The sequence below is a fragment of the Kiloniella spongiae genome (genome assembly GCF_001026905.1).
GTDB lineage: Bacteria > Pseudomonadota > Alphaproteobacteria > Kiloniellales > Kiloniellaceae > Kiloniella > Kiloniella spongiae.
Map to the genome: position 1 here is coordinate 1 of NZ_LAQL01000010.1, position 17,776 is coordinate 17,776.

The window sequence follows — 17,776 nt, forward strand, 5'->3', positions numbered from 1 at the left end:
TTCCCGAACTGGCGACATGGTTGCCAAAAGTTATCTTTGGCTAGTACAACACACCAAAGATCTAATAAGAAAGCCGCTGAGTTTTATTCTCAGCGGCTTTTTGGTTTTTTGTTAGCGGGTTTTGAATTTACACTTTATTTATTATCTATAATATTCAATAATTATTTATTCTCTTTTTGTTATTAATTCGAGTATGGTTGTATAAAGCAACTATATTGTAGGCTAAATCATGTCAAACATGCCCTCGGAAATAGTACAGGATATCCGTGAATATTCGCGTAATCTTGTCCGTGAACTTGGATTTTTAAATAAGACAATTGCAGGAACAGATCTAACTGCATCTCAAGTGCATGCGCTCGTGGAAATTGAGAAAGCAGGTATAATACATGCGAAAGAACTGTCTGATGTACTCGTATTAGAAAAATCAACAATTAGTCGTTTAATCCAGAAGTTAATCGCGAGAGGAGAGCTTTATGAATCTCCTTCTCCCTCAGATATTCGTAAAAAAATTATTCAACTAACACCTCAAGGCAAAGAAACTGTACAGGAAATAACAAAATTTGCCGAGCATCAGGTCATAGCAGCTATTTTAGATTTACCACAAGCAAGAAGAATAGAAATAGTACAGGGATTACAGACGTATAGTAATGCACTTAAAGAAAGTCGTTTAGAAGGCGATTTTAAAATACATCAACAAGAAAAAGACCCCATAGAAATTGTGAAAGGTCATAAAGTTGGGTTGATTGGCCGTATCATAGAAATGCACGCACATTATTATTCAAACTTTGCTGGCTTTGATAGTTTCTTTGAAACCACTGTAACCCAAGGTCTTGGTGATTTTTTCCCTCGGTTGGATCACGAGCAAAATGCAATATGGTCGGTTTCTCATTCTAATAAAATAATTGGATCTATTGCTATTGATGGACAGGATCTGGGCGAAAACGTCGCTCATCTTAGGTGGTTTATCGTTGAGAAGACTGGAAAACACAAAGGCTTGGGGAAAGCTTTACTGACACATGCTTTAAATTTTTGTGACGAAAAAGGTTTTCGAGAAGTGCATCTCTGGACTTTTAAAGGGTTGGATGCAGCTCGCAGTCTTTACGAAAAAAATAACTTTATTTTGGTCGAAGAATATTCGGGTAATCAGTGGGGAAAAAGTGTTATGGAACAAAAATTTATACGACAACGATGATAAACCTTCTTCCCCATAGTACGTGCAAAGGCAAAGAAAAATGAATTTTTTAAAGGATTTATCATTACAAAGTACATTTATGGGATTGCTGGTCGCCTTTGTGGGATTTGCCAGTTCCTTTGTTGTTGTGCTTCAGGGAATAAGAGCAGTTGGAGCTTCGGAAGAACAGGCTGCGACCGCTTTAATGATTTTATCTATCGCAATGGGCTTGTGTGCCATTGTCCTTAGCCTTTATAGCAAGCTTCCTATTAGCGTGGCTTGGTCAACACCCGGCGCGGCACTTTTAGCCAGTACAAGTACAGTACCTGGCGGTTTTTCGGTTGCGGCTGGATCATTTATTCTCTGTGCTATTTTATTTGTCATTGCCGGCCTCTGGAAACCATTAGGGAAAGCGGTCAATAAAATCCCGGGAGCTCTTGCCAATGCTATGCTTGCCGGTATTTTGCTCGGTTTATGTTTAGCACCCGTAAAAGCAATTGCTGAAAAACCGTTATTCGGATTATGTATCCTTTTAACTTGGATTATAGCTGGTCGTATAAATAAATTACTGGCAGTTCCCGCTGCACTTATGGCTTTAATTCTTATTATGATTTTTGGTGTCGATTTTACCGCAGCGAGTAAAACCGAGCTGTTCAGCAATATCGTACCTTCATTTACCATGGTTTACCCGGAATTCAGTCTGGCCGGATTAATTGGAATAACCATTCCTCTTTTTATTGTAACGATGGCTTCGCAAAATGTACCTGGCATTGCGGTCCTCAAAATCCATGACTATACACCAAGTTCTGGGCCTTTGATTGCTTTTACAGGGGTATTTTCAGGTATCAGCGCTCTTTTTGGCGGTCATGCCGTTAACCTTGCTGCGATTACAGCAGCAATGTGTGCAAGTGAAGATGCGCACCCTGACCCTACGAAACGCTATTGGTCTGCGGTCATCAGTGGTGTTGGTTATATTGTATTTGGCTTACTTTCTGGCCTCGTGACAACATTCGCGGTTATTGCGCCAAGTATTTTGATTGCCGCCGTTGCGGGGCTTGCTTTGATTAGCGCCTTTTCCAATGCAGCTCTGGCAGCCTTTAATGATCCTGATAGCAGAGAAGCTTCGGCTGTTACTTTTCTGATCACAGCGTCCGGCGTCACTTTTTTTGGTATTTCAGGTGCTTTTTGGGGGCTGTTAGCAGGAGGCTTAATTCTCTACATAACTCATGTATTTTCCTTAAAGAAAAAATAAGAATCCTAAACTTAGATAGGTTATGTAAAACGATAAAGGCGACATCAATATATGATATCGCCTTTAAATTTAACTGAACTTGTTTGTTCGTGGAAAGCCAGTTGGCGGTAAGCGTCCGGCACTTGCTCTACGTCCGTGCCAATCAATGATTTCATTGCGGGTCCACGTGCGCCCAGAGGTATCACACCAGGTCAGTCCCTCGCCTTTTTCTATACCATTTTTAAAGGTCTTGATGTCCGAGATGCCGCCATCACGGTATTTTTGAAGGATAACACCGCGTCCTCTGGCCATTTCGGGTAATTCTTCAAGCTTGAAAACGAGCAGCTTTCTGTTCTCACCAATAACTGCCACCATATCATCGTGTTCCCTAATTTGGTAACAGATGAAAGCACTTGCCCCATCGGCAACATTCAGGACCTGTTTGCCTGTTCGCGTTTGGGCTATGACATCATTTTCGTTAATCTGGAAACCTCTGCCATCGGTTGATGCCAATAGCAATTGCTGATCAGGGCGATAAACAAGAATATCGACAATTTCCTGATCATTAGGTAGATCCAGAATAAGGCTTAGCGGTTCACCAAAACCACGGCCACCGGGTAGTTTATCGGCGCCCAATGTGTAGAAGCGCCCGTTGCTCGCGAACACGAGAAGTTTGTCAGTTGTTTGAGCAAGGATAGAGAAACGTCCTGTGTCACCTTCTTTATATTTGGCGTCACTTGTATCTTCCTGATGACCTTTAAGTGCCCGGATCCAGCCCTTTTCTGAACAGAGGATCGTCAGCGGTTCTTTTTCAATAACGGCTTCAAGTGGAACAATTACGTCGGTTGGTGCATCTGTTACTTCTGTACGGCGCTTTCCAAGTTCCGTTTTCTGGCCATAAGCTTTTCGTAAATCTTTGATTTGATTGCCAACAATTTCCCATCGTCGCTCTTCACGAGCCAAAATGTCTTCCAAATCAGCTTTTTCAGCCGTCAGATCAGCGTGTTCGTCCTTTATGGCAATCTCTTCGAGTTTTCTCAAAGCACGTAACCGCATATTGAGGATGGCTTCAGCTTGCACTTCAGAAAGAGAGAAACGCTTCATAAGAGCCTGTTTCGGCTTATCTTCTTCACGGATGATTTTGATAACTTCATCCAGATTAAGATAGGCAATCAAATAACCTTCAAGTACTTCAAGTCGGAGCGCAATTTTACCTAAACGGAAGTTACTCGCCCGAACAAGGATGACATGCCGATGATCAAGAAACGCCTGTAAAACTTCGCGCAAGTTCATAACGCGTGGAACTTGATCAGCATCGAGAACGTTCATGTTTAAACTTGCCCGACTTTCCAGTTCGGTCAGCTTAAACAGTGATTCCATTAAAACGACGGGGTCAACGTTTCGGCTTTTAGGTTCAAGAACAACGCGAATATCTTCGGCAGACTCATCGCGCACATCATTGAGCAAGAAGAGCTTTTTATTATTAATAAGCTCGGCAATTTTCTCAATCAGTTTGGATTTTTGTACCTGAAACGGAATTTCAGTGATAACAATTTGATATTGACCGGCTTTCAGGTCTTCGGTTTCCCATTTAGCCCGTACCCGGAAAGATCCCCGACCCGTGGTGTAAGCTTGTAAAACGGCATCCCGCCCCTCAACCATTACACCACCCGTTGGGAAATCAGGCCCTGGGATAAAATCAATAAGCTTATCAAAACCAACATTCGGGGTTTTGATCATGTAGAGAAGTGCATCACATATTTCGCCAACATTATGTGGCGGTATCGATGTTGCCATGCCTACGGCAATTCCCTGTGCCCCATTTGCCAGAAGATTGGGAAAGGCAGATGGCAGAATACAAGGTTCGTCAGATTCACCATCGTATGTCGGGCGCATATCAACAGTGTCTTGATCAATGTCTCTAAGAAGCTCGCCAGCTATGGCAGTTAGGCGTGCTTCTGTATACCGCATTGCCGCGGCATTATCCCCATCAATATTACCAAAGTTGCCCTGGCCATCGATAAGAGGAAACCTAAGCGAAAATTCCTGCGCTAACCTGACAAGGGCATCATAAATTGACTGATCGCCATGAGGATGGAATTTACCCATGACATCCCCGACAACACGAGCAGACTTTTTAAAACCTGAACCAGGATCAAGTTTTAGCTGTCGCATTGCATAAAGAAGACGTCTATGGACAGGTTTCAAACCATCGCGGACATCCGGCAAAGATCTGGACATAATAGTTGATAGTGCATAACTGAGATACCGATCAGAAAGTGCATCAACGAAACGAATATCCCGAATTTCCTGGGACGGAACTCTATCTGAAGAACTGCTCATATACCCCTCACAAACTCTTGTCTTATTCTACCCAACAGTTCTGTTGAAGCAACTGTTTGAATGAATAATGAAACGAATAAATGGCTGTTAAGATAAAGAAATCATCATTTTGTGACAGAAGGAGGCGACGTTATAAGTCTTTCCCATAAACCCTCGTTTTTAATATGGACAAGAGTCTGATCAAAACTATCAATAAACGCCTGCCCAAAGGGTGATTTTTTTGACACTAAAAGGGGGAATTCGGGGCTTGAATCCATTATAATAGGTAAAACTTTTAGCTCTTTTTTTAAATGTAGCTTTTCTATAAAACTCGTCGCAACAGGTTCGGCGTGAATGATAATGTCTATTTGTCCCTGAGCGAGATGTTTCAAGCAGACATCTAGTGTTGGCACGACGAGGTATTTCAGTTTTTTTTTACGATAGAAGACTTTGGCCCATCCGTTTCCCAAGACATCACAATATCGCTTTGATTTCAGCGTAGTTGTTATATCTATCTCTGATTTAAATCCGAACTCTTCTTCTGAATTTTTACGAACGATGGGCTGAAAACGTAAAGGAAATACAACGCTTTGTGAGGCGTGTGAAAATTCCAATCGTTCAGCTGTTGGTGTGGTAATGAAAGCATCAACTTCACCGGATATAACAGCCTGTTGAGCCCGAGCCCAGGGGAAACCGTGATGTTCAACAGGAATACCCATTCGTTCTTGAATAATACTTTCCATGAGTTGCGGCAGTATACCGGTTACATTATCAGCTGCGCCAACGGAAATTGGTGCCCATGATTCTGCATAAGCGATTTTGAATGACCGTTGTTTTTTCTCATCAGCCTGCACTGAAAAAGAAAAGCCGGAAAAACACCATACAAGGATAAAAAGCACAAAGCTGCGTGCCAAAATCGCCTCCAATTATCATTAGTGTTACGCATACTATAGTATGCAGGCGTTTTTCACAAATTATTAAATTATATAAAGTTCTCTATAAGACGATCACGCACAGAGGGTAGAGATTTATCATGAGGATGAAACAAATGGCGTTCTAAAAAATGTCCTGAGATTTTTAACCCTTGAGAAATTTCATTTATTCCGCCACCACCTTGTCCTAGTAGAAATAAAGGAAGTGGGAAGAGTTTGTCTTTGTATGGTTCTCCGGCTGCCAAAGATACTGCTCGGCCTGATTTGGGACTTATGTATGCGAGTTGATCATTATTTCCACCGCCAGCACAAGCACTGAGGTCGATACCAAAGCCAAGAGCGGATAATTGAGCCAATTCCCAACGGACGTAAATTTCACCCCAAAAATCACTCTCCAGATGTTCAAGAAGAACCAAAAATCCTTCAAAAAAGGAAGAATTATCTTCGCGTTCAGGAACTGATTGTTCGCAAATTGCCGCAGCTGATAACAATGCGGCAAGACGTCCTGGCTCATCAAAGAGACGACCAGATATATTATCCAGAACTTCGGCATCGTAATGGCCTAAGTGTTCGGATAATCGTCCGCCCCATCGTACATGCAAACGATTGCCCGGTTCGTAAGTGGAACGTTTTTTTATGCTTTGGCCGCCTCGGACCAAGCCAGCATGACGACCGTGTTCCCGGGTTAATACTTGTGCAACAAGGTCATTTTCGCCAAATGTCCGCGCAGAAAGAAGTATCCCTTCATCTTCCCAATGTATCATCACCCAACCTTAAAAGAACAACAGGTGAACATAGTAGCCACTTCCAAGTTTGAGATCTAGAAAAGAATGCCAGAAGGTATTATTGGAAATTATTATCGAAAAATATCAAAAGTGTAGTTTGGCGTTTAACTGTTAAAATCCAGCCCCATTTCGCGATATCTTTCGGGGTCGTCAGCCCATTTTTCACGCACTTTGACATAGAGAAATAGGTGGACTTTTCGTTCAATCGTTTTTTGTAAATCCTGTTGGGATTTTGATCGGATCAACTTGATTGTTCTGCCGCCCTTACCTAGACACATTGCTTTGTGTTGTTCTCGTTGAACATAAATAGTCTGTGATATCTTGACACTGCCGTCGTCAAAGTCTTCCCAACTTTCGGTTTCTACTGTCAGGTTATAGGGAAGTTCGTCATGAAGGTTCAAGAACAGCTTTTCGCGTGTAATTTCTGCTGCAATAGACCTCATAGGGTGATCTGAGAGTTGATCTTCCGGGTACAGCCACATGCCTTCGGGCACAACGTTGGCTAAATGATCCAATAGGTCGTTTACCCCGTCTCCCTCTTGTGCAGAAATCATGAAAATTTCTGAAAAAACACCCATTGCCATGAACTCTTGCGCCAAGGCCAAGAGTTTCTCCGGCTTTATGGAATCAATTTTGTTCAACGCCAAGATTGCTTTGCGATCCTGCTTTTCCAACCCGGCTATAATTGCGCGGGTATCTTCGCCGATTTTCTTCTTGGATGCATCGTGCAGGACAACAACAATTTCTGCGTCTCCCGCGCCCTGCCAGGCTGACGAGACCATGGCGCGTTCAAGACGTTTTTTTGGGGCAAAAATTCCCGGTGTATCGACAAAGATAAGCTGAGCATTCTTGTGCATCGCGATTCCGCGAATTTGGGACCTGGTGGTTTGCACCTTATGGGTCACAATAGAAACCTTGCCCCCGACCATCCGGTTCATCAAGGTGGACTTTCCGGCATTCGGTGCACCGATTAGTGCAATAAATCCGCAACTCATATCGGTTGGTAATTCAGCGCCAAGCCCATCATTCACTTCGGAAGGTGTTTCTTTTTTATTCGTCATCGTTACATGCCATTTTCACTGATAAACCGTAGGAGTTCTATTGCAGCTTCCTGCTCGCCTTTGCGTTTCGAATTCCCTTGTTTAATGATAGGATCAAGACCTTTTACAGAAACCTGAATGTTAAAAATAGGCGCGTGTGGCGGGCCTGAGCGTGAAACTTCTTGGTAGGTTGGTAGCGGTAAACCTCTTCCCTGTGCCCATTCCTGCAGGGTTGACTTGGCATCCTGTGGAGGCGACAAATCTTGGCTTAAAAGTGGTTTCCAGTTTTTTTCAATAAATCTTTGAACTGTATTATAACCAGCATCGAGATAGAGCGCACCTATCAATGCCTCACAGACATCAGCCTGAAGAGCAGGGTTCTCACGTTCGCCGCTTTCCTCTTCACCTTTTGCAAGGACAATCAGTTTATCAAAGCCGAGTTTCTGTGCGACAAGCGCAAGTGCTTCACGGCGGACCAAAGCCGTAAAGCGTTTGGCCAAAGAACCTTCGCTCTCTTTTGGGAAATGGCGCAACAGCATATCGGCAATCACAAGCCCGAGAACACGATCGCCTAAAAACTCCAAGCGTTCATAGCTATCCGCAACAATCAGGTTTCGACCGCAGGCACTGGGATGCGTCAACGCCTGCTTCACGAGTTGTGGCTTATCAAATTTATGTTCGAGCTTTCCCGTTACCGCATTTAGATTACGGGAGAGTTTTTCCTCAGTTGATGCCATTAAAAATGCGTCCAAACCTGATCATTGAAGGCCATTTCCAAATTTCCCACCAATCACCATAATCTTCACCACCATCGTCTCCACGATGAGAGAAAAATAGCATATCAGCCCGACCAATAAAGTTTTCGTAAGGTACAGGGCCGACTTCATTTAATACTCGACTATCAGTACTATTATCGCGGTTATCTCCCATAAAGAAATAATACCCGTTTGGCACGAGATAAGGTCCAAAATTGTCTAAATACCAAGTATCACTTCTTTCCCAAATTAAATGCTTAACACCATTGGGTAATGTTTCTTCATATTCTTTAACGTTCAGCGGAGTACCATCTCGACCATCGCCAATTCTGACAAGCTTTCTTGGAACGATTTCATTATTAATATAGAGTTGCCCCTCTTTCACCTGAATTGTATCTCCGGGCAGACCAATCAGACGTTTAATAAAGTCAATGTTAATATCAGTGGGTTTTCTGAAAACAATAACATCACCTCGCTCAGGCTCATTGCCAAGAATACGACCTTCGAAAGTATCGCCAAAGATTTTAGCCCCGAACGGGAAAGAGTATTTACTGATCCCGTAAGAATATTTGGAAACAAAAAGATAATCACCGATCAAGAGTGTCGGCTTCATTGAGCTTGATGGAATATTGAACGGTTCAAACAGAAATGTCCGTACCGTTAAAGCGATTAACAGTGCATAGACAACTGTTTTGACAACGCCTTCATCTTCTTTTGCTTTTTCCACGTCTTCTGACCCAGTCGTCATTTTGTTAATTCCATCATTATATCGATAAGATAAAAATTGTTACCCAGTATCTTAACTTTGTTCCGGTACGGCAGAAATAATTACAAAGGCCTGCGCATGCGGATAATCGTCAGATATAGTCACATGTAGCTGCGCTGTCATCCCCTGAGGGGTAATATTCTTCAAATGCTCCTGGGCGGCACCTGTGAGTTCAAGAACAGGTTGTCCATTTGTATTGTTGGTGACGCCAATATCCGTAAAGAGCACACCCTGCCGCCACAAACCTGTACCGAGAGCTTTTGCACAGGCCTCTTTTACGGCAAAACGCTTGGCATAGGTTGCTGCGGGATTTGGACGAGAAACTGCCCTCTTCTTTTCCGTATCGGTGAAAATGCGTCCAACAAATCGATCTCCGTACGTTTCAAGAGACTTCTCAATACGTCTGATATCCACGAGATCATTTCCAATCCCCAATATCATCTTGATGTCTCAATCCGAGCATTATGATATGTAGAGAGGATGATCAATTTCGCGCCCGTTCAACAGAGTTAACAACAGACATAGCCCGAAGTGCGGCCGTAATGTCAGCAAGGTGTTTAACATCTGTTACTTCGACATCAACCATCATTTCAAAGAAATCCATCGAACGATGAACGATTTTCAAGTTACTGATATTGCCCTGATTTTTACCAATAACGACGGATAGACCACCCAGACACCCGGGTTCATTCGCAACAATCAATTTGAGGCGACCTGTATGCTGTGGACCTTCAACTTCCATGGAATCCCATGACACATCAATCCATCGTTCTGGTGTGTCTTGATAGTTCACCAGGTTATCACAATCAATGGTATGGATCGTAACGCCCTTACCTGTGGTAACAATCCCGACAATGCGGTCCCCTGGCAATGGATGGCAGCAACGAGCATAATGCACAGCCATTCCTGGAATAAGTCCCTTAATGGGAAGTGCGTTATCTTTTGTACCTGATCCTTTTTGCTTCTTACGCTGTGTGCCCGGGCTTGGAGATTTGGGCAGAACACGTGCGCCGGGGTAAACAGCGACCAATACTTCTCTTGCCGAGTGATGCCCCTGTCCGACGCTCACATAAAGATCTTCAGATTGATCCATATGGAACTTACCAAGAATTCCTTCGATGCCCTTTTCCGTAAACTCATACCCTTCCTGGCGGAAGATTTTTTGGACCATTTGATGCCCGAGAGAACTGTATTGGTCGCGCTCTTGAAGTCTTATGTAACGACGGATACAGGCTTTGGCTTTGCCCGAAACAACAAACTTTTCCCAATCCGGCGAGGGCTTTTGGTTTTTTGATGTTAGAATTTGAACCTGATCACCATTATGCAGGATAGATCTAAAAGGAACCATTCGCCCGTTTACTTTGGCCCCAACACAAGTATTGCCGACTTCAGTATGGACGGCATAGGCAAAATCAATCGGGGTCGAACCACTTGGAAGGGAGAGCAATGCTCCTTTTGGCGTAAAACAGAAAACCTGATCCTGGAACATCTCCATCTTGGTATGTTCGAGAAACTCTTCCGGATTTGAAGCATGATCAAGAATATCTAGGAGTTCACGGAGCCAGCGATATTGACGCCCTTCCATATGCTCGCCGCCCTGTTTGTAAGACCAGTGAGCAGCAACACCCATTTCGGCAATGTCATGCATTTCCGCAGTGCGAATTTGGATTTCAATCTTGTGTTTTTCAGGACCAATCACACAGGTGTGGATCGACTTGTATCCGTTGGGTTTTGGTGTCGAGATATAGTCTTTGAAACGGCCGGGAACGACGGGATAACTACCATGGATTACCCCCAGAGCTTGGTAGCAGTTGGCCATGTCCTTGACGATAAGACGAAAAGCCATGATATCTGAAAGTTGCTCAAAGGTGACAGCTTTGCGCTGCATTTTTTTCCAAATAGAAAATGGTGCTTTGAGACGACCAAAAACTTCACCCTCAATTCCTTCGGCTTTAAGGACGTTATTCAGTTCATCGATGATTTTTTTTGCAAGATTATCGTTATCCTCACCTTTGAGGAATTCCAGACGCTTAACAATAGATTCTCGAGCTTCTGGGTTAAGTTCAGCAAAAGAAAGATCTTCAAGTTTGTCCTTGAACCTATGCATACCGATACGCTCAGCCAAAGGAGCATAGATATCCATGGTTTCACGGGCAATACGGCGACGTTTTTCTTCTTTTTTGATATATTTAAGCGTCTGCATGTTATGCAAACGGTCCGCCAATTTTACCAGCAAGACACGGATGTCGTCGGACATGGCGAGAACGAGTTTACGGAAGTTCTCGGCGTATTTACTTTCTTCTGATTGAAGTTCGAGGCGTGTAAGTTTGGTTACGCCGTCAACAAGTCTGGCAATGTGGGGACCAAATGCTTTTTCAACCGTTTCTAGGCTAGCCTCAGTGTCTTCGACCACATCGTGCAACAGGGCTGTAATAATGGAATTATGATCCAGCTTCAGGTCCGTCAGGATACCTGCGACTTCAACCGGGTGTGAGAAATAAGGATCACCAGATGCCCGTTTTTGTGACCCATGATACTTGGTCGCAAAAACGTACGCTCTGTTTATAGCATCTTCATCTGCGTCATGATCATACGACTTAACGCGCTCAACCAACTCAAACTGACGGATCATGGTGGATCAAACAGCCCTTATACAAAAAATATAGCCTTCCAGAAAATGATACGCCGTGAAAAGGCGTAGGCCAAGCTCTGGAAGGCTATATTCTTAGAATTATTTGCTAAACTGGGTTTATTTATTCAGAATCTTTAGCAAGTTCAGTTGGCGTATCTTCAACAGACATACCATCAGCGTTTGCAAACTGTTCGCCAGCATCAGCAGCGATAAGTGCTTCTGGACCAATTGCATCAAACTCAGGCTCATCTTCGTCAACCTCAGAAAACGCTGCCTGTTTTTGGAGACCTTGCACCAATGAAGATTTCACAGCGTCAAGGCTGATTGTTTCTTCAGCGATTTCGCGAAGAGAAACAACAGCATTTTTATCGTTATCCCGCTCTACAGTAAGCGGAGCGCCAGATACGATTTCCCGTGCGCGTTGGGCTGAAAGCATAACAAGTTCAAAGCGATTAGGAACTTTTTCTACACAATCTTCGACGGTAACGCGTGCCATAGATGATAACTCCAATAGTCGTAGTTCACCCGTAAGGGGGTATTGAATCGGTGCAATATATGAACCAGATCAAGAGAACGCAAGGAGAATCCACATTATCCAGTTAAAAAAACTTCGTTTTATCAAACTGTTTAATTTTCAGAGGAATGATCTGAATATTCAATCGTTTCCTGATCCACAGGTATGGACAAAGAAAGTTCTTTTGCTGTTTTGCCTATAACTGGATGAAACCAGTCTTCATCAATATCCAACAAAGGCATAAGAACAAAAGCGCGCTCATGCATGCGCGGGTGGGGAACAACCAGATGATCACCCTTGGAGCTTATAAAATCATTATAGGAAATTAGGTCAAGATCAAGTATACGGGGAGCATTAACAAAAGGCCTGACACGACCGAACTCATCTTCGATGCGATGCAGCAACTCCAAGAGTTCATTGGGTGTTAAATCGGTTTTAATTTGCGCAACCGCATTTACATACCATGGAGCGTCTGAAATAGGTACCGGTGCTGTTTTCAACCACCTTGATTGTTTTACGATTTCAACCCCAAGCTCTTCCAGTCTTGAAAGGGCTTTCTTGCATGTTTGCAAAGGAAGACCGTATTTTGGACTCTCGAGATTGGCACCAATTGCAATAATGATCACTTGGTTACTGCCTTAGAATAATATTTTCTGTTTCGTTTGATAGTTAAGTATCACATCCCGGCAAAACTTAAAGGCATCTAACAAAGTCAATATAAATCTTGATCATTTAATTTCGTAATTAACCAGTAGTTCAAAATAGTGCGATTCATGCTCTGTAAAAACTCATCTTTGAAAATCATATTACCCACAAGTGAAAAGTGTATGCCCGAAGGTAATTCCTGTTAAATTAGAACGTCGTATTTATAACTTCCAAAAATCGGTTAAATTATAATTTTAATTACCTTTTAATGTATTTTTACTTTAATTTGATTATTGATAGGTAATCAAAAAAGAGTAAGCTTAGAGCAATAACAAAAGAATGTATTTTTACGGGATCTGTTACTTTTAAAATATCTCGGTAATAACCATCGTTGATTTATATTCTGAACATTATTTAAAAATATTTTTTTAAGGATTTAAAAATGCAATTTTATCCTCAGGAACGCGTAGCCCTTTTTATTGACGGATCTAATTTATACGCCACTGCGCGAGCGCTAGGATTTGATATTGATTACAAACGACTTTTATCGTTATTTGCCGAACAATGCAGTCTCGTCCGTGCCTTTTACTATACGGCATTAATCGAAGATCAGGAATATTCCCCTATTCGTCCACTCGTTGATTGGTTGGATTATAATGGCTACACAATGGTGACCAAGCCAGCCAAAGAGTTTACCGATGCGTCAGGGCGCAAAAAAATAAAAGGAAATATGGACATTGAACTGGCAATTGATGTCATGGAAATGTCCGAACATATTGAACACATTGTTCTTTTCTCTGGTGATGGTGATTTTCGCCGTCTTATTGAGGCGGTTCAACGCAAAGGCGTTAAGGTGACCGTTGTCTCAACAGTCCGAAGCCAACCCTCCATGATTGCTGATGAGTTGAGACGTCAGGCCGATATCTTTCTCGATCTAATCGAGCTCAAAGGCGAAGTCGGCCGTAAAGTTTCTGATAACCGTCCGGCTACGCCAAATCCTATTCAGGCTCTGGATAATCAACCAGCTGATGAAGATGATTATGATGACGAGTATTATGACGATGACGACGATTATGATGATGTAGATGACAGGGATTGATACCCTTTTTTCTGCGTTCAAGCTAAAACCCAAAAGGCCACCAGATTAATATCCGGTGGCCTTTTTTTATATTCAATAGAATCTGGAAAGTGCTTATCCACGATCCTTAAGAATTCGGGATTGTTGGCGCTTCCAGTCTCTCTCCTTTTCCGTGTGACGTTTATCAACGGCCTTTTTACCACGGGCGAACCCAAGACTGATTTTTGCAATACCCCTATCATTAAAATAGAGAGACATGGGCACAATCGTGTATCCATCCCTGCGACAAAGGCCAATCAGCTTTGCCAGCTCTTTCCGGTGTACAAGCAGTTTTCTGTGGCGTTTAGGTTCGTGATTAAAGCGATTTGCAGCTTCATAAACAGGTATATTGGCATTAATCAAAAAGAACTCACCTTCTTCTTCACTGGCATAAGCTTCTTGTATTGATGCCTTACCAGTACGAAGAGATTTAACCTCTGTTCCAGTAAGAACAAGGCCAGCTTCCAGAGTATCTTCGATATTATAATCGTAACGGGCGCGGCGGTTGACCGCGACCGTATTTCCTTTTCCAGAAGAATCTTTTTTCTTTTTTGACTTGCCCATAAAATTAACCGTCGATCAGACCTGCATGCACCATAGCTGCACGAACACGATTTTCCGTTTCCTTGCTGACAGGAAGTAAAGGCAAGCGAAGCATATTTGCACCCCAATCAAGAAGATTCATACCGTATTTGACTGGTCCAGGACTGGACTCAACGAAAAGAACTTCGTGCAGTGGCGTAAGCAGGTCATTAATCTTGCTTACCTTCTCAAAGTCACTTGCCCACCATGCTTCATGTAATTCTGAACAAAGTTTTGGTGCAATGTTTGCTGTTACAGAAATACATCCGTGGCCGCCAAGAGAGAGGAAAGGTACGATTGTCGCATCTTCCCCACTTAAAAGCGTGAAATCATCACCACAAGCTAACCGTGTTCGAACAGGCAATGCCAAATCAGCCGTCGCATCTTTGATACCTTGGATACGCGGTAATTCTGAAAGTCTTTTAACTGTATCAACATCTATATTAACGATACTGCGCCCAGGGACGTCATACAGAATGATTGGAATATCAGTATTGTCGTGAATAGCTTTGAAATGCTGATAGAGCCCTTCTTGAGACGGCTTGTTGTAATAAGGTGTTACAACAAGCGCTGCGTCAGCACCAACGTCCTGCGCGTGTCGGGTGAAATCAATGGCTTCACGTGTCGAGTTTGAACCGGCACCAGCAATTACAGGTACTTTGCCCTTAGCAACTTCAATACAGAGTTCAGTTACACGTTTATGTTCGTCGTGACCTAGGGTTGGCGATTCCCCCGTAGTTCCGACGGGGCATACCGCGTGGCTCCCTTGATCGATCTGCCACTGTACGAAGTTCTGAAACCGTTTCTCGTCAACGTCGCCATTTTCTAGCATGGGCGTTGCGAGAGCAGGAAAAGAGCCTCTAAAGAGCGGGCCGGTCATAGCTATACCTCAAAATATCATCGTTTCGTTGTCAAAAGGGCCGAATGCCTTAATGAAAGGCGGAGAATAGCGACAGATTTGCATCGCGAAAAGGCTAAATAAAGAGTTCGGTGTTATTTCTTTAATAGTTAAGGGTTATTCTTGGAAATATATGGGGAAATATACGTAGGTTTAATGATAGAATCGCTGTTGTCTATTTTGTGATCATCCTTATGTGGTCAGGACTGCGAGTGACTGCTAAGGTTTGAACATGTTTGAAATTACGCGCCAGCTTCGGAAAACCAACTCTCTAAAAGTAATCGGGATAATCGGAATTCTTGGAAGTATTCATTTACTTCAGGAAAGATCGTCTTCTCTGTCTTTTTCCTCTTTAATAGGACAAGCCGAGGCAAATACGGTCATAGAAACAAAAGATTTCATGACCGATAAGGCCATTTTTAAATCTGTTGCGCAGCATGTTTCCCAAAAACAATATACCCGCGCTCTCGCTCAAGCAAAAAAGATCCAGGCACCTCTTATGCAAGATATTGCACTTTGGATGATTTATTCCAACGATGGATCAACGAACGATTTTCAAGAGCTGTCTAAATTTACAGATGATCCGCTGAGTTGGCCAAGACAGGCAAAGCTTACCAGAAACGCTGAAAAGGTTCTTCCTGGTTCGTTATCCAACCAAGAAATTCTGGCATGGTTTAGAAATAGAGGCCCCAGAAGCTATAATGGTTTAGCCAGGTATATTTCTGCGCTTAATGCCATGGGACAAAACGAAAAAGCTGAAACAACAGTAAAAAAATTCTGGATCGAGCAGTATTTAGGAAAAACGGACGAAAAGAAATTTATCAGTAAATATAAATCTACTATTACATCACAGGATCATATTGATCGTCTTGATGTTCTGATTTGGAACAAACATTTTGTAGCCGCCCAACGACAGCTGCCCCGAGTTCCTAAGGATTACCAGGATTTAGGGAAAGCGAGAATTGCCTTACTGACTGGGAAAGGGAATGTGGATGGCTTGATCAACAAAGTCTCGGCAAAATTACAAAACGATCCAGCCTTGATCTATGCCCGTGCACGGTGGCGGTTACGAGCTGATAAAAACAAAGAAACCATTGAGCTTCTTGATCCCCCGTTACCCTCTGCAAGACAAGCTGATAAATGGTGGCCAATTCGGCATTGGGCAGCCAGAAAAGTGCTTGTGCAGAAAGACTACGAAAAATCCTACCGTATTGCATCCGGTCATGGTCTGACACAGGGTGTTGGCTTTGCCGAGGGAGAATTCCTGGCTGGTTGGATCGCCCTTAGAAAGTTATCAATGCCTCGCCGGGCTTATACACATTTTCACCAACTTTATAACGGCGTAAAATCTCCAATCAGTAAAGCAAGGGCATCTTACTGGGCTGGTCGTGCGGCCAAAGATATAGGACATGACGATTGGGCAACACGCTGGTATAATGTTGCCGCCACTCACCAAACAACTTTTTACGGGCAACAGGCCAGTTATGAACTTGGGCAAGAGCCCGCAGTAAATATTACGCACAAAAAAATTGATGCCATTCAAAAAGCAGCATTTAATAATAAAAAAATTGTTCGTATCATACAGCTTCTCAGCCAACTTGGTGAGGATAAACTGGTTATTACCTTTTTAACCCGCCTAAGACTTGATGCAGAAACCTACGAAGATCATATCTTGGCGGCAGAACTTGCTAATGAGGTCTCTCACCCCAACATTGCTCTAAGAACGGCAAAATCAGCGCGCCAAAAAGGTATTTTGTTACCGGATCTCCTTTATCCAGAAATGCAGATAGACGCGATAAAGGATTCCAATGCGGAACCGGCTCTTGTGCTTGCTTTAATACGTCAAGAGAGTGAGTTTAATCACAAGGCAGTCAGTCATGCTGGTGCACGGGGCTTGATGCAGTTGATGCCTGCGACGGCCAAATCAGTCGCGAAGAAAGAAAAGCTGTCTTACAAAAAGCGGCAGTTAACGGATGATCCTACTTATAATATTCAACTTGGTACGGCTTATTTATCCGATCTCATCGGCTCTTTTAATGGATCATATGTAATGGCTCTGGCGGGCTATAATGCAGGCCCTCACCGTGTTCGAAAATGGGTTAAAGATTACGGAGACCCCAGGCATCAAAATGTGAATATTATCGATTGGATGGAACAAATCCCCTTTAACGAAACCAGAAACTACGTACAGCGGATATTGGAAAGCCACGTCATCTATCGCAGCAAGCTAAAGCAGACAAACACAGCGATTACAGGTAACCTGCCCTTTTCTTTATGGGGACATACAAATTCTGGAGGGTGATTGTTTTAAGCTTTGCTTATTTCGCTTAATTCTTGTGACAGGAAAAAATATTTCTATGTAATGATAAATCGCTCTCTTTAGCAC

General features: G+C 43.0%; 17 protein-coding genes. 5 read left to right on the forward strand and 12 right to left on the reverse strand.

Annotated elements, in window-relative coordinates; translation table 11 throughout:
- From WH96_RS22355 to WH96_RS15195, 3 genes are all read left to right on the forward strand, one after another.
- On the forward strand, positions 1 to 186 hold a 186-nt coding region (locus WH96_RS22355), incomplete at its 5' end, for a hypothetical protein (RefSeq protein ID WP_204248211.1).
- 43 nt (positions 187 to 229) lie between these two features.
- Positions 230 to 1,192, forward strand: coding sequence for a bifunctional helix-turn-helix transcriptional regulator/GNAT family N-acetyltransferase (locus WH96_RS15190; protein WP_047765068.1), 963 nt, complete (start codon positions 230 to 232; stop codon positions 1,190 to 1,192).
- 40 nt (positions 1,193 to 1,232) lie between these two features.
- The gene (locus WH96_RS15195) at positions 1,233 to 2,423 is read left to right on the forward strand and encodes a benzoate/H(+) symporter BenE family transporter (protein WP_047765069.1); all 1,191 of its coding nucleotides are present in this window, start codon (positions 1,233 to 1,235) and stop codon (positions 2,421 to 2,423) included.
- Between the two features lie 69 nt (positions 2,424 to 2,492).
- Here WH96_RS15195 and parC read toward each other — a convergent pair whose 3' ends face one another.
- The 10 genes from parC to folK form a co-directional block, all read right to left on the reverse strand.
- Positions 2,493 to 4,745 (reverse strand): DNA topoisomerase IV subunit A, encoded by a 2,253-nt coding sequence (parC, locus tag WH96_RS15200; protein ID WP_047765070.1) that lies wholly within the window; start codon positions 4,743 to 4,745, stop codon positions 2,493 to 2,495.
- A gap of 104 nt (positions 4,746 to 4,849) precedes the next feature.
- The gene (locus WH96_RS15205; RefSeq protein ID WP_047765071.1) at positions 4,850 to 5,638 is read right to left on the reverse strand and encodes a substrate-binding periplasmic protein; all 789 of its coding nucleotides are present in this window, start codon (positions 5,636 to 5,638) and stop codon (positions 4,850 to 4,852) included.
- Positions 5,639 to 5,706: 68 nt separating this feature from the next.
- Positions 5,707 to 6,420 (reverse strand): DNA repair protein RecO, encoded by a 714-nt coding sequence (gene recO, locus WH96_RS15210; protein ID WP_156176824.1) that lies wholly within the window; start codon positions 6,418 to 6,420, stop codon positions 5,707 to 5,709.
- A 125-nt stretch (positions 6,421 to 6,545) separates the two neighbouring features.
- Positions 6,546 to 7,502, reverse strand: a complete 957-nt coding sequence (era, locus tag WH96_RS15215) for a GTPase Era (RefSeq protein WP_047765072.1) — start codon at positions 7,500 to 7,502, stop codon at positions 6,546 to 6,548.
- Between the two features lie 2 nt (positions 7,503 to 7,504).
- Positions 7,505 to 8,218, reverse strand: a complete 714-nt coding sequence (rnc, locus tag WH96_RS15220) for a ribonuclease III (protein WP_047765073.1) — start codon at positions 8,216 to 8,218, stop codon at positions 7,505 to 7,507.
- Positions 8,205 to 8,984: a signal peptidase I gene (gene lepB / locus WH96_RS15225; protein WP_047765074.1), complete on the reverse strand. Its 780-nt coding sequence runs from the start codon at positions 8,982 to 8,984 to the stop codon at positions 8,205 to 8,207. Before lepB ends, rnc begins: the two co-directional genes overlap by 14 nt.
- A 51-nt stretch (positions 8,985 to 9,035) precedes the next feature.
- Positions 9,036 to 9,443 (reverse strand): holo-ACP synthase, encoded by a 408-nt coding sequence (acpS, locus tag WH96_RS15230; protein ID WP_047765075.1) that lies wholly within the window; start codon positions 9,441 to 9,443, stop codon positions 9,036 to 9,038.
- Between the two features lie 43 nt (positions 9,444 to 9,486).
- Positions 9,487 to 11,634, reverse strand: a complete 2,148-nt coding sequence (locus WH96_RS15235) for a RelA/SpoT family protein (protein WP_047765076.1) — start codon at positions 11,632 to 11,634, stop codon at positions 9,487 to 9,489.
- 121 nt (positions 11,635 to 11,755) lie between these two features.
- The gene (rpoZ, locus tag WH96_RS15240) at positions 11,756 to 12,130 is read right to left on the reverse strand and encodes a DNA-directed RNA polymerase subunit omega (RefSeq protein WP_047765077.1); all 375 of its coding nucleotides are present in this window, start codon (positions 12,128 to 12,130) and stop codon (positions 11,756 to 11,758) included.
- 131 nt (positions 12,131 to 12,261) lie between these two features.
- Positions 12,262 to 12,774 (reverse strand): 2-amino-4-hydroxy-6-hydroxymethyldihydropteridine diphosphokinase, encoded by a 513-nt coding sequence (folK, locus tag WH96_RS15245; RefSeq protein ID WP_047765078.1) that lies wholly within the window; start codon positions 12,772 to 12,774, stop codon positions 12,262 to 12,264.
- A 461-nt stretch (positions 12,775 to 13,235) separates the two neighbouring features.
- On the opposite strand from folK, the gene WH96_RS15250 reads away from it, so the two are divergent.
- The gene (locus WH96_RS15250; protein ID WP_047765079.1) at positions 13,236 to 13,892 is read left to right on the forward strand and encodes a LabA-like NYN domain-containing protein; all 657 of its coding nucleotides are present in this window, start codon (positions 13,236 to 13,238) and stop codon (positions 13,890 to 13,892) included.
- Positions 13,893 to 13,985: 93 nt separating this feature from the next.
- On the opposite strand, the gene smpB is transcribed toward WH96_RS15250, so the two are convergent.
- Positions 13,986 to 14,474 (reverse strand): SsrA-binding protein SmpB, encoded by a 489-nt coding sequence (smpB, locus tag WH96_RS15255; RefSeq protein ID WP_047765080.1) that lies wholly within the window; start codon positions 14,472 to 14,474, stop codon positions 13,986 to 13,988.
- A 4-nt stretch (positions 14,475 to 14,478) separates the two neighbouring features.
- Complete coding sequence (dapA, locus tag WH96_RS15260; protein WP_047765081.1) at positions 14,479 to 15,372, reverse strand: 4-hydroxy-tetrahydrodipicolinate synthase; 894 nt, start codon at positions 15,370 to 15,372, stop codon at positions 14,479 to 14,481.
- A gap of 250 nt (positions 15,373 to 15,622) precedes the next feature.
- Between dapA and WH96_RS15265 the strand changes: the two genes are divergently transcribed.
- Complete coding sequence (locus tag WH96_RS15265) at positions 15,623 to 17,692, forward strand: lytic transglycosylase domain-containing protein (protein WP_053005996.1); 2,070 nt, start codon at positions 15,623 to 15,625, stop codon at positions 17,690 to 17,692.
- Positions 17,693 to 17,776 lie beyond the last annotated feature (84 nt).

Bases quoted from the DNA above. Each gene is read 5' to 3' on its own strand.
- WH96_RS15265 (WP_053005996.1), top strand. From the start codon at position 15,623: ATGTTTGAAATTACGCGCCAGCTTCGGAAAACCAACTCTCTAAAAGTA.
- dapA (WP_047765081.1), bottom strand. From the start codon at position 15,372: ATGACCGGCCCGCTCTTTAGAGGCTCTTTTCCTGCTCTCGCAACGCCC.
- recO (WP_156176824.1), bottom strand. From the start codon at position 6,420: ATGATACATTGGGAAGATGAAGGGATACTTCTTTCTGCGCGGACATTT.
- WH96_RS15195 (WP_047765069.1), top strand. From the start codon at position 1,233: ATGAATTTTTTAAAGGATTTATCATTACAAAGTACATTTATGGGATTG.
- era (WP_047765072.1), bottom strand. From the start codon at position 7,502: ATGACGAATAAAAAAGAAACACCTTCCGAAGTGAATGATGGGCTTGGC.
- acpS (WP_047765075.1), bottom strand. From the start codon at position 9,443: ATGATATTGGGGATTGGAAATGATCTCGTGGATATCAGACGTATTGAG.
- lepB (WP_047765074.1), bottom strand. From the start codon at position 8,984: ATGACGACTGGGTCAGAAGACGTGGAAAAAGCAAAAGAAGATGAAGGC.
- smpB (WP_047765080.1), bottom strand. From the start codon at position 14,474: ATGGGCAAGTCAAAAAAGAAAAAAGATTCTTCTGGAAAAGGAAATACG.
- WH96_RS15250 (WP_047765079.1), top strand. From the start codon at position 13,236: ATGCAATTTTATCCTCAGGAACGCGTAGCCCTTTTTATTGACGGATCT.
- WH96_RS15190 (WP_047765068.1), top strand. From the start codon at position 230: ATGTCAAACATGCCCTCGGAAATAGTACAGGATATCCGTGAATATTCG.
- WH96_RS15235 (WP_047765076.1), bottom strand. From the start codon at position 11,634: ATGATCCGTCAGTTTGAGTTGGTTGAGCGCGTTAAGTCGTATGATCAT.
- rnc (WP_047765073.1), bottom strand. From the start codon at position 8,218: ATGGCATCAACTGAGGAAAAACTCTCCCGTAATCTAAATGCGGTAACG.
- parC (WP_047765070.1), bottom strand. From the start codon at position 4,745: ATGAGCAGTTCTTCAGATAGAGTTCCGTCCCAGGAAATTCGGGATATT.
- rpoZ (WP_047765077.1), bottom strand. From the start codon at position 12,130: ATGGCACGCGTTACCGTCGAAGATTGTGTAGAAAAAGTTCCTAATCGC.